This window comes from Thiomicrospira sp. R3 (assembly GCF_029581415.1).
In the GTDB taxonomy this organism is placed as follows: domain Bacteria; phylum Pseudomonadota; class Gammaproteobacteria; order Thiomicrospirales; family Thiomicrospiraceae; genus Thiomicrospira.
In genome coordinates, this window is the sequence record NZ_CP121121.1 from 431,909 (window position 1) to 443,700 (window position 11,792).

14 protein-coding genes are annotated in these 11,792 nt (G+C 44.5%); 1 reads left to right on the plus strand and 13 read right to left on the minus strand.

All coding sequences use genetic code 11. From position 1 onward, the window contains the following. Positions 1 to 5: 5 nt before the first annotated feature. The 7 genes from P8S55_RS02135 to P8S55_RS02165 all read right to left on the minus strand — a co-directional run bounded on the left by P8S55_RS02135 (position 6) and on the right by P8S55_RS02165 (position 4,496). Complete coding sequence (locus P8S55_RS02135) at positions 6 to 401, minus strand: helix-turn-helix domain-containing protein (RefSeq protein WP_289224649.1); 396 nt, start codon at positions 399 to 401, stop codon at positions 6 to 8. 22 nt (positions 402 to 423) lie between these two features. Then, a complete protein-coding gene (rlmN, locus tag P8S55_RS02140) occupies positions 424 to 1,551 on the minus strand; it encodes a dual-specificity RNA methyltransferase RlmN (protein ID WP_289224650.1) in 1,128 nt (375 codons plus the stop codon). A gap of 17 nt (positions 1,552 to 1,568) precedes the next feature. Then, positions 1,569 to 1,997: a nucleoside-diphosphate kinase gene (gene ndk / locus P8S55_RS02145; protein ID WP_289224651.1), complete on the minus strand. Its 429-nt coding sequence runs from the start codon at positions 1,995 to 1,997 to the stop codon at positions 1,569 to 1,571. Positions 1,998 to 2,136: 139 nt separating this feature from the next. Continuing rightward, a complete protein-coding gene (locus P8S55_RS02150) occupies positions 2,137 to 2,463 on the minus strand; it encodes a HesB/IscA family protein (protein WP_289224652.1) in 327 nt (108 codons plus the stop codon). 11 nt (positions 2,464 to 2,474) lie between these two features. Beyond that, the gene (locus P8S55_RS02155) at positions 2,475 to 2,885 is read right to left on the minus strand and encodes an Rrf2 family transcriptional regulator (RefSeq protein WP_289224653.1); all 411 of its coding nucleotides are present in this window, start codon (positions 2,883 to 2,885) and stop codon (positions 2,475 to 2,477) included. 59 nt (positions 2,886 to 2,944) lie between these two features. Further along, positions 2,945 to 3,727: a serine O-acetyltransferase gene (cysE, locus tag P8S55_RS02160; protein ID WP_289224654.1), complete on the minus strand. Its 783-nt coding sequence runs from the start codon at positions 3,725 to 3,727 to the stop codon at positions 2,945 to 2,947. Further along, entirely contained in the window at positions 3,720 to 4,496 is a 777-nt protein-coding gene (locus P8S55_RS02165) for an RNA methyltransferase (RefSeq protein ID WP_289224655.1), read from the minus strand. Before P8S55_RS02165 ends, cysE begins: the two co-directional genes overlap by 8 nt. Positions 4,497 to 4,599: 103 nt before the next feature. On the opposite strand from P8S55_RS02165, the gene P8S55_RS02170 reads away from it, so the two are divergent. After that, the gene (locus tag P8S55_RS02170; RefSeq protein WP_289224656.1) at positions 4,600 to 5,400 is read left to right on the plus strand and encodes an inositol monophosphatase family protein; all 801 of its coding nucleotides are present in this window, start codon (positions 4,600 to 4,602) and stop codon (positions 5,398 to 5,400) included. Between the two features lies 1 nt (position 5,401). Here P8S55_RS02170 and rimI read toward each other — a convergent pair whose 3' ends face one another. The 6 genes from rimI to pgi form a co-directional block, all read right to left on the minus strand. Further along, positions 5,402 to 5,845: a ribosomal protein S18-alanine N-acetyltransferase gene (gene rimI / locus P8S55_RS02175; protein WP_289224657.1), complete on the minus strand. Its 444-nt coding sequence runs from the start codon at positions 5,843 to 5,845 to the stop codon at positions 5,402 to 5,404. A gap of 32 nt (positions 5,846 to 5,877) precedes the next feature. Continuing rightward, positions 5,878 to 6,402 carry a hypothetical protein gene (locus P8S55_RS02180; RefSeq protein WP_289224658.1) on the minus strand — a complete coding sequence of 175 codons (525 nt, stop codon included), beginning with the start codon at positions 6,400 to 6,402 and terminating at the stop codon, positions 5,878 to 5,880. A 3-nt stretch (positions 6,403 to 6,405) separates the two neighbouring features. Further along, the gene (locus P8S55_RS02185) at positions 6,406 to 7,956 is read right to left on the minus strand and encodes a 2-isopropylmalate synthase (RefSeq protein WP_289224659.1); all 1,551 of its coding nucleotides are present in this window, start codon (positions 7,954 to 7,956) and stop codon (positions 6,406 to 6,408) included. A gap of 14 nt (positions 7,957 to 7,970) precedes the next feature. Continuing rightward, the gene (pssA, locus tag P8S55_RS02190) at positions 7,971 to 8,708 is read right to left on the minus strand and encodes a CDP-diacylglycerol--serine O-phosphatidyltransferase (protein WP_289225294.1); all 738 of its coding nucleotides are present in this window, start codon (positions 8,706 to 8,708) and stop codon (positions 7,971 to 7,973) included. Between the two features lie 124 nt (positions 8,709 to 8,832). Further along, positions 8,833 to 10,143: a UDP-glucose dehydrogenase family protein gene (locus tag P8S55_RS02195; RefSeq protein WP_289224660.1), complete on the minus strand. Its 1,311-nt coding sequence runs from the start codon at positions 10,141 to 10,143 to the stop codon at positions 8,833 to 8,835. Beyond that, positions 10,140 to 11,780 (minus strand): glucose-6-phosphate isomerase, encoded by a 1,641-nt coding sequence (pgi, locus tag P8S55_RS02200; protein ID WP_289224661.1) that lies wholly within the window; start codon positions 11,778 to 11,780, stop codon positions 10,140 to 10,142. Before pgi ends, P8S55_RS02195 begins: the two co-directional genes overlap by 4 nt. Between the last annotated feature and the right edge of the window lie 12 nt (positions 11,781 to 11,792).

Sequence of the window (11,792 nt, forward strand, 5' to 3'; positions counted from 1 at the left end):
TCGAATCAGGCAAGAAGATCGATAAAAATATACAGCAACGCTAACAAAGCAAACAACACAACCAGCGTGACTAACCAACGGGTATTACGTGGTGCTTGTAGATTTAGGTTTTTTTGCTGGATTGTTTTGAGTTCAGCAAACGTTTTCTCCAATTGCTTTGAGCTGTACCTGTCTAACTCAACCTCAAGAATGGCCGCATAGTTGCGCAAATGTCCACGTTCAAAAGGAGATAAGTCTAACGCATCCGCCCTGTTTTCAAGGTCTGCGATTCTTTCAGCAGATAACTTTAATAGGTCAGATAACGCCTCAAAACTCAGACCTTTCTCCAAACGTTTTTTTCGCAGCATTGAGCTCATCGCTGTGCTGCACAAACTTGGATCATTCTTTTCATTTTCTTTCATGGATATTCCCTTTATAAAAGGATCAAAGCACGCGAGTCAAATTTATTGATTTAGGATTAAATTCAACCTGGTGCAATGTTCGCTTTGTGCGATCTTTAACCTTACCTGCCAACTGTCCGCAAGCGGCATCAATATCGTCACCCCGTGTTTTACGTATTGTGCAATTTAAACCCGCTTCCTTTAATCGTGCTTGAAAGCGATGCACCGCATTATTGGACGAACGTTTATAATCCGTATTTGGAAAAGGATTAAATGGGATTAAATTAATTTTTGAAGGCAAATCCTTAATTAAATCTACTAACTGATCTGCATGCTCCAGCTTGTCATTAACCCCATCCAACATCACATATTCCACTGTAATGTGTTTTTTTGAGTTGCCACCCTCGACATAACGAAACAACGCGGGCATCAGCACCTCTAACGGATATTTCTTATTAATCGGCACTAATTGATCACGTAACGCATTGTTAGGTGCATGCAACGAAATGGCCAAACTGACATCCACTTCGTTTTTCAGTTTATCAATCGCAGGAACAACCCCTGCCGTGCTAATAGTAACGCGACGTTTGGATAAACCATAAGCATTATCTTCCATTAAAATCCGCGCTGCAGGAAAAACATGCGTAACATTGAGTAAAGGCTCACCCATCCCCATAAACACGACATTGCTGATGACCCGTTCATCTCGTGGCGTTACGCCCAAAGCCTTGTTAGCTACCCACATCTGAGCAATAATTTCCCAGTTTTCTAGGTTTCGATTAAAACCCTGCTGAGCGGTAGAACAAAATGTACATTCTAGCGCACAACCTACTTGAGATGAAATGCACAAAGTCCCACGATCATCCTCTGGAATAAATACGGTTTCAATACAATTATGGTTATCAACTTCCAACACCCATTTAATTGTCCCGTCGGTGGAGCGCTGTTCAGCAACGATTCGTGGCGTTCGAATCTGTGCAACCTGTTTAAGCTTTTCACGCAAGGCCTTACTAACATTAGTCATTTCATCAAAATCGCTTACACCCATTTGATGAATCCACTTCATCACCTGAACCGCACGAAAGGGCTTTTCGCCTAACTGGGCAAAAAACAACTCTAACGCTGCACAATCCATACCCAATAAATCAATTTTTTCAGCGCTATCCGCCATCAGGTCGCCTTTAAAGTCTAACTGTGTTGAGTAAAAATTTCGTGCTTATCAAAGAAAAACGCAATTTCGCGCTTCGCGCTTTCAGGAGAGTCAGAACCATGTACGCAGTTTAACCGTGTTGACTCAGCAAAGTCTGCACGAATAGTTCCCGCCTCTGCTTTAGCCGGATCAGTAAGACCCATTATCTGTCGGTTTAACTTAATGGCATCTTCACCCGCCAATACTTGAACCACACAAGCACCCGACGTCATAAAATCGACTAAGGATTGATAAAAATTTCGCCCTTGATGCTCAGCATAAAACCCCGCTGCTTGCTGTTCGGTCATTTGTATCATTTTCATGGCTACAGGGCGCAGGCCTTTTGCTTCAAAACGCTTGACGATTTCACCGATGAGATTCATCTTTACTGCATCTGGTTTGATAATCGAAAGTGTTAGTTCAGGCATAAGCTTTCCTTACAGTTTAGAAAAAGGCTTTTATTTTAACAAGACTACCCGTGCTTTGCACAAATGATACTTGACTAAAAACAAAAAACCCCTCGAAAGGGGTAAATATATTATCGAGAGTACTGAGCTAAGCCTATAACTAAACGCTAAATGACTCACCGCAACCACACATATCCTTAACATTAGGATTTTTAAAATCAAAACCTTCGTTTAACAAACTCTCTTTAACATAGTCAATTTCCATGCCCTCAATACTTTTTAGGCTTTTTGCATCAACCACTACTTTAACATCAAAACTCTCAAACACCTGATCTTGGTCTTCTACTTGGTCTGCATAATCAACCACATATGCAAATCCTGTACAGCCACTCACCTTAGTGGAAACACGTAAACCCAAACCATGTCCGCGTTTAGCCAACATGGTTTGTACGCGTTGGGCTGCTGATTCTGTTAAGGTCACCGCCATGATTCAATCCTTTACTTTTTAATCTGTTTATCCAACAGGGTTTGCAAGGTAATTTCTGCCAAAAATTCCTCTATCATGCCACTTAAATCATCCCATAGTCGATGAGAAAGACATTGCTTACCTCTTTGGCAGTTAGCTTTGCCTTCGCACTTGCGCGCATCAAGCTTTTCATCAACGGCCGCAATAATTTGACTAACGGCAATCTCGTTTGCAGCACGACTTAAACGATAACCGCCACCTGGACCACGAGCACTCCTAACCAGGTCTGCGCGCTTGAGCTTGGCAAAAAGCTGTTCTAAATAGGACAGTGATATATCTTGCCTTTGTGATATCTCCGCCAATGTAATCGATCCCATGTCTTGATTTAAAGCTATATCAAGCATGGCTGTAACTGTGTAACGCCCTTTTGATGTAAGTTTCATAACCTGCTAGTCTATCCTTGCCAAATTTATAGCAATTGTATAATAACCTAGCAATACACTCAACTTTTATGCAAATGTGCAGCTTGCACCGGGTCATCAGGCTCAAGCACAACATCATCTAAATTAGGTAAATGCATATCGACTTTTTTCCCGCCTAAACGTTCAACCTCTCTACTTAACTGCGCTAAACGTTCATCTTGAGCCTGCACATGATCCAATAAACTATAAATTGCTTTTTCTATCGGGTCATCGGTACCCTGGGTGACACCATAAGCATCAAAGCCTATTTTTTCAGCAATCTGCTTGCGCTTTTGCATCTTTTCGTTTGTGCTACGTGTCACAATGCGCCCCGGAATACCTACCACGGTTTTGTCAGCGGGTACATCTTTTATCACTACGGCATTCGAACCCACGCGCGCATCATCACCTATAGTGATTGGTCCTAAAATTTTCGCCCCTGCCCCTACGACCACACGTGCTCCCAGTGTCGGGTGACGTTTACCTTCCTGCCAACTCGTGCCCCCGAGCGTCACACCATGATAAAGCGTACAATCATCGCCTATTTCAGCCGTTTCGCCAATCACCACACCCATACCATGATCAATAAACACCCGATCACCGATTTTTGCTGCAGGATGAATTTCGATCCCAGTAAACCAACGCGCTATTGTAGCAATAAAGCGGGCTAGCCACTTCAATCCCTTGTGCCACAAAAAATGGGTTAGGCGATACCAAAGAATTGCATGAACACCAGGATAGGTGGTTAAAACATCCAACAAATTCCGCGCGGCGGGATCACGCTCAAACACACTCTTAACATCTTGCCTAATCCGCTTAAACATCCTTAACCTCATGCACTCCATGGCTGACTTGGCGCTGTGTAGCGGTTAAAATACCGCGAAGAATATCAACTTCTTTCACATCCAATTCTGCACGGTGATACAACCGACGCATGCGGCGCATAAAGCGTGCATTTTTTTGATCATCCAAAAACTCAATCTCAATCAGCGTCTGCTGAAGATGTTGATAAAACCCTTCCATTTGCTCGCTGGATGCAAGATCAAATCGGTAACCCGAAGCCATTTCATCTTGCTTAACACTTTGACCTTCCAGCCAAGCCACTCGACATTCATAGCAAAACACCTGCACTGCTGCCGCCAAGTTTAATGAACTGTAATCAGGGTTAGAGGGAATGTGCGCAAGATAATGACATAAGTCTAATTCTGAATTACTAAGCCCTGAGTCTTCACGCCCAAATACCAAAGCAATCTTTGACTGCCCACCCCGTTCTATAGCCAAAGCCGCTGTCTGGCGAACATCGAGTTGTGGCCAAGCCACTTTGCGTAAACGAGCACTTGCGCCAACCACCACATCACAATCTGCAATAGCGGCATGCAAACAATCAAATACCTGTGCATTTGCCAATAGATCACCCGCCCCGGATGCACGGGAAGAGGCGCCATGACTTGGGAAGTCATTTGGATTAACCAGACATAAATGACTTAAACCCATATTTTTCATCGCACGTGCAACCCCGCCAATATTACCAGGGTGAGACGTTTCTACCAGCACAATACGAATATTATCGAGAGGTGAACCACTTTCTGACATGTCTGCAATCCGCTTTTGATTTATAATAGACGATTAGTTTACACCAGGCCTGGTTGTTTTTCATGTCTGGCGCTCCACTCTCTTTAATAAATTGGAAACCAAGATGCACCCTATACTCAATGTAGCGATGATGGCTGCCCGCGAAGCGGGTGAGTTAATAATGCGCAGTATCGACAAGATTGATCAACTGACGATTGAACAAAAAGACACAAATAACTATGTCAGTGAAGTAGACAAGGCGGCTGAACAAACGATCATTCGCGCCATCCATAAATACTATCCTGATCATGCTATTTTGGCTGAAGAAAGCGGTCGAAACAAAAGTAAGTCAGACATTCAGTGGATTATCGACCCCCTCGACGGCACAACCAACTACCTGCATCAGTTTCCACAGTTTTCTATTTCAATTGCCGTTATAGAAAAAGGCAAAATAATGCACGCGGTTGTATTTGACCCAGCGCGTGATGAAATGTTTTATGCCAGTCGTGGCCAGGGTGCACGTCTGAATAATCGTCGCCTTCGTGTTTCTGAACAAAAAACCCTTAACAACGCCTTGCTTGCTACAGGCTTCCCTTATTATGAATTTGATTATATTGATAGCTATCTCGCTAGCTTCAAAGCTTTTATGCTTTCAACAGCAGGCATACGTCGTGCGGGTTCAGCAGCGTTAGATTTGGCTTATGTTGCGGCTGGACGCGTCGATGGCTATTGGGAATTCAACCTTAAACCCTGGGACATTGCTGCGGGCATTTTATTAGTTAAAGAAGCGGGCGGCTTATGCACTGATTTTGCAGGCGGCGAAAACCAGCTGGAATCGGGTAATGTTTTAGCTTGCAACCCAAAACTTATGAAAGAAATGACGCAGACGTTGGTTAAAACCATCCCCTCAGAGTTAAGAAAATAGATTAAAGCTTCAGCGACATCAACACGGCGTCTTCACGCCTAGTTGGTGTTAAGTAATATTTTTTGCGAATGCCATCTTGTTGAAACCCAAGCTTTTGATAAAGATGGCGCGCCACCTGATTCGATTCACGCACTTCTAGCAATAGGGTTTGGTAGACCGTATCCACGAAGCGCGTAATAAACGCCTGCATCGCTGCCTGCGCAATACCTTGACCTTGAAAAGGTTCATCGACTGCAATATTCAGTAGATGCAACTCATCCAACACGGGCAATGCAACAATATAGCCTAATGCCGCTTCAGACTCCCCCAAAATCATAAAACTGACGCCATCAAGCAATGCTTGATCAAAACCTTTTTTTGACCAAGGAACAAGGTGAACGCGCTGCTCTATTAAAACCACGGCATCAAGGTCACTCTCGTCCATCAAGCGCAAACACTCAAACATCGAAAACCCTCTTAAAACCAGAAATGAGTCCGCTAGTATTTACTGACCAGGCCTGCTTCTGATAATGCTTTATATACTTCGCACTTTAACGAGGGCTGCGCCAGCATCTGCTCAAAACGCGGGATCGCAATAAGCTGTGCACCTTCCATCAACATCTCATTGATCGGATGCTCTGTATCCATCGTAAAGATACGCTCGACACCCGTCTCAATAATCTGCTCCAGCACATCAAACTGCTGGTCTTCAGCATGCAACAGATCCGTATCAAAAAACATCATCTTCTGAGGACTCTCGAGGTGAAAGTGTATCATAGCCTGCCATAACAACCAGGCCTGGTTGTTACCTTGCTGCCAAAGCGGTTTAAGACCTGCTCCAAGTAAAACCCAATAGGGCTGCGCTGCGGGAATTTGGTCTAGGTTAGGCATCTTCGAAGCTACGGACTGCGCCCCACAACCCTCAGAATCAGAGGCCATTTCATGGGTTAAACCGAGCCGCTGAAAGCCAGGCTTTGCCTGCCATACCGTCACACCTAAATCACTAAGCAGTCCAAGATTCAAGTGCTAAACCGTATCTTGGCGCTGAGGGTGCGCCTTGTTATCATCAATAGCAAACTTATTTAACGCATTAATATAGGCTTTTGCGGAAGCTGTTACTATATCTGAATCTGAACCCTGTCCATTCACAATGCGCCCGCCTTTTTCAAGGCGAACAGTGGTTTCACCCAATGAGTCAGTACCATTCGTCACGTTACTCACCGAATACAACTCTAGGGTTGTACCTGAACCAATAATCTGCTCGATAGCCTTAAAGGTAGCATCGACCGCACCACTGCCTTTGATTTGAGCTGAATGTTCTTTACCGTTCACCCATAATGTGACAGCCGCATGGGGTAACTCACCCATTTCCGTTGAAACCTTAAGCGCCATTAATCGGATCGTTTCGTTTTCAACCCTTTCATTATTCGCATCTGTTACTAAGGCCTGCAGGTCTTCATCATATATTTCATGCTTGCGATCCGCCAATTCCTTAAATAACTTAAATGCTTCGTTAAGTTGTTGCTCGGTTTCAAACTCAATCCCTAGTTCTTGCAAACGCGTACGGAATGCATTACGTCCAGAGTGCTTGCCTAGCACCATCTTGTTAGTGCTCCAGCCCACATCTTCAGCGCGCATAATTTCATAGGTTTCGCGGTGCTTGAGCACACCATCCTGATGAATCCCTGACTCATGCGCAAAAGCGTTTGCACCGACAATCGCCTTATTGGGCTGCACACTGAAACCCGTGATATTGGATACTAACCTTGAAGCCGCCAAAATTTCAGGTGTATGGATGCGGGTGTCGACATCAAAATAATCCTGTCGCGTACGAATCGCCATCACCACCTCTTCTAAGGCGGTATTACCCGCGCGCTCACCTAAACCGTTAATCGTGCACTCAACCTGACGCGCGCCATTCGAGACTGCCGCCAATGAGTTTGCAACCGCTAGACCTAAATCGTTATGACAATGCGCAGAGAAAATGGCTTTATCTGAGTTAGGCACACGCTCAATAATATTTTTAAACAGCTTACCAAACTGCTTAGGTACGTTATAACCCACCGTATCTGGAATATTGATTGTAGTAGCCCCTGCCTCAATCACGGCTTCAATGACGCGGCACAAAAAATCAAGCTCAGAACGACCTGCATCTTCAGGTGAAAACTCAACATTATCGGTATATTGGCGCGCACGCTTCACCGCCCAAACCGCACGTTCAACCACCTCATCCGGAGTCATGCGCAACTTCATCTGCATATGAATCGGCGAGGTAGCGATAAAAGTATGGATACGCCCAGAGTTAGCTGGCTTTATCGCTTCACCCGCACGCACAATATCATTTTCAACTGCGCGGGCTAACCCACAAATGGTTGAGTCTTTAATAACTGAAGCGACCGCTCGAACAGACTCAAAGTCCCCTTCACTCGCCGCCGGAAAACCGGCCTCAATAACATCAACGCGCATTTTTTCTAGCTGCTTGGCTATGCGAACCTTTTCTTCTTTGGTCATAGAGGCGCCTGGGCTTTGCTCACCATCACGCAGGGTCGTATCAAAAATAACTAAATGATCTTTCATGTTTCTATCTCAAATCAACTATTAGAATTATCGGAGTGTTTGTCTTGAACTGAACTTGCCTTAACTTTCGCTTTTTTTCGCTGATCTTGGGTTTGCCTAAGCCTATACACGGTCATTACGACACCCGACAACGCATAAATAAAAGCCGCAGCAAATAAAATAACGGAAGGCTTTAAGGTGATCACCACCACAATAAGGACAATAACCAAAAGCTTGATAAACGGCACCTTATCTTTCAAGTTAAAATCTTTAAAGCTACTATAGCGAACATTACTGACCATTAACAAGCCGGTTGCTAAGGTAACAAACAAAGCAAAGCTTGCCTCGAAGCCAGTTTCAATTTGATTAATCTCAACCATCCAGACCAAACCAGCGAGTACCGCAGCCGCAGCGGGGCTCGGCAAGCCCTGAAAATAGCGTTTATCCGCTACACCAACCTGGGTATTAAAACGAGCAAGGCGTAGCGCCGCACCAGCGGTAAATACAAAGGCAATTAACCAACCCAGTTTACCAAAGTCACTCAGTATCCACTGATACATCAACAAGGCTGGTGCCAAACCAAATGACACCATATCGGCTAAGCTATCATATTCAGCACCAAATGCACTGCTTGAATTGGTCATGCGGGCAATACGGCCATCTAGACCGTCAAATACCATCGCCACAAAAATTGCGATCGCCCCCGCTACAAAATCCCCGTTCATACCTGCAATAACCGCATAAAAACCTGCAAACAACGCAAGGGTTGTCATTAAGTTGGGCAATAGATAAATACCACGTTCAAAAGGGGGTTTCACACAGCACCTCTAAATTTTAAATAGCCTAACATTCTACCCTGGTAGCCTAGGTTTGCAAAACACTAACTGCAAAGTGAAATCACACAATTTCGCCACGCCCAACCGCAAAATACCGAAAGCCTTTATCTTCAAGCATATCAGGCTCAAAAATATTACGCCCATCGAAAATAATCGGTTGACGCATACGCTGCTTCATTTGTTTGAAATCTGGACTCCAAAACATTTTCCACTCAGTAAGGATAACCAATGCATCCACACCCTCTAGTGCCTGGTACATATCATCGACCAGCTTAACACTGGGTCTATTACCCCAATACTTAGTAAAATCTGCCGAAGCGGCTGGGTCATAAGCCACAACCTCCGCCCCTTGCGCAACAAAGGCTTCAAGTGCTTTTAAGCTTGGTGCATTCTCAACGGTTGCGGTATTTGGCTTGAACGATAAGCCCCACACGCCAATCTTAATTCCACGCAAATCATTATCAAAAAATCGCCAGGCTTTGCGAAAAAGCACTTCTTTCTGTGTTTCGTTATTCGATAGCACCGTACGCAATAAGTCCGCATCATAGCCCTTGCCTTGCAAGGTTCCCACCAAGGATTTGACGTCTGCAGCAAAGCTGGAGCCACCAAAACCACACCCAGGGTACAAATAACTAAACCCTATTCGCTTATCCGAACCAAGACCTTGACGCACTTCTTCAAAATCAATATTAAAGTGCTCTGCATTATTAGCCAACTCATTGATCAAACTAATACGGGTAGCCAATAATGCATTTACCGCATACTTGGTGTATTCAGCCGCACGTGTTGACATAATCTTAATCTGATCAGTAATCCGGTTAAAGGGCCGCATTAAATCACGGATCACTTTCAGAGCCGCTTTATCCGTGCCGCCCAATACAATTCGATCTGGACGAATAAAATTATCAATCGCTGAGCCTTCACTTAAAAAATCCGGCATAGCCACAACCGTAACCTTGGCAACGACACCTCTTTCTGCAAAGGCTAGTTTTAGCTTGGCTTCAAATCGATCCGCTGTACCTACAGGAAATGTACTCTGATTGACTATCAAAACATCAGACTTTACCGTTTCACCAATCAAACTGATAACCGCTTCTGCGCGATCCATTCGCCATGAGGGTGTACTCAAAATAAGCACCTCCCCGTGTGCAATACCCTTAGCCCAATCCGCTTCAAACTTTAAGCGCCCTTCTTCTTTTTGCTGAGCAATTAAACTATTTAGACCTGGCTCTTCTCGTGGTAAGCGGTTAGCAGCTAAATCTTCAACCTTAACATGTCCAACCGGCAGTGCTAAAACATCATTACCTGCATGGGCTAATGCGCCAGCAGTAACTAAACCTGTTAACTCACATCCAAACACTGAGACTTTCATAGACCTTTCACCTTGTTTAATAACCCAGCGGTTGAACAATCAAATGCGTCAACCAACTCAGGCTGTTGCATTGCCTGATAGGTCTCTTTGGCAATAAGCTTACCTAACTCAACCCCCCATTGATCAAAGGGGTTAATTTCCCATATCACAGACTCAACAAAAGTTTTATGCTCATAGAGGGCAACAACCATACCTAGTGTTTTTGGTGAAATGGTTTTTAGCAACAGGGTGTTAGAAGACTGATTACCTGCATAATGCTTGAAAGGGGTATTAAAACTCCCTTTCAAACTATCCGGTATCGCTGCATCACCCAACATCAGCACACGAGATTGAGCAAAACAGTTCGCCAAAGCTAAGCGGTGCTGACAGCGAAGACTTTCATTTTTGTGTGAATGCGATTTTGCATCATAGTCATCGCGTTCAATCGGTGCAATAAAATCACACATTACGCCTTGAGTACCTTGATGGAGCAGCTGGTAGAAGGCATGCTGCGCATTAGGTCCAACCTCCCCCCATAAAATAGGACAGGTTTTATAGTTAACCGCCTCACCCTCACGATTTACTGATTTACCATTACTCTCCATCACCAACTGTTCAAAATAAGAGGGCAGGTATTTTAAACGGGCATCGTAAGGCAGGATTGCTTTCGCGTTAATATTCAGAAAGTTAATATTCCACACATCAATCAACCCCATTAATACAGGCATATTTTCAGCCAAAGGCGCGTTAGCAAAATGCTGATCTATTAACCCCGCGCCTTCAAGCATTTGATAAAACCCATCCATGCCGACCTTTAATGCAACCGGAAACCCAATCGCCGACCACATCGAATAACGGCCACCAACCCAATCCCAAAATAACAACTGGTTCTCAGGAGGAATACCCCATTGAGTCATCATATCTGGCTTAGTCGATACACCTATAAAATGTTGTGCCATAACTGTGGCCGAATTACTGATTCTCTCTTCTAACCAATCTTTTGCTGTTTCTGCATTGGATAGGGTATCTATGGTCGTAAAGGATTTGGAAGCCAAAACGAATAGGGTCGTTTCTTGATTAAGACATTTCAATAGGTTTGAAGTTTGAGTGCCATCAATCGAAGAAATAAAATGCAAGTTTAAAGGAGAGGTCAGGGCTTGAAGCGCATGTGTCACCATCAACGGCCCTAAATCTGATCCGCCTACACCGATATTCACAACATCAGTAATCGGTTTGCCGCTATACCCGCGCCAATGACCAGCACGAATTTTATTGACAATTTGTGTCATTTTCACAAACTGTTCCTGAATGTCAGGCTGCACTTGCGCCGCAACCCCTGAAACGGCCGCTTCACCGCGGACACGTAACGCAGTATGCAGCGCAGGGCGATCTTCGGTATCGTTTACTTTATCGCCTGTTACCAAACGCAAAATCCATTGCTCAAGATTCTGCTGTTCAGCCAGGGCAAACAAGCCATCCATAACCGATTGTTGAATCCTGTTTTTTGAATAGTCCAAAAACAAGTCATCTACATGAAGGCTGTATCGCGCTGATCGGTGCGGATCCTCTGCAAATAACTGCTCCATGTGCACCTGACCAGCTCCCGATTGAGCAAGCTCATTTAAAGCTAGCCACGCCGCTGATGAATCAACCCCCATAACGCCTCCTAA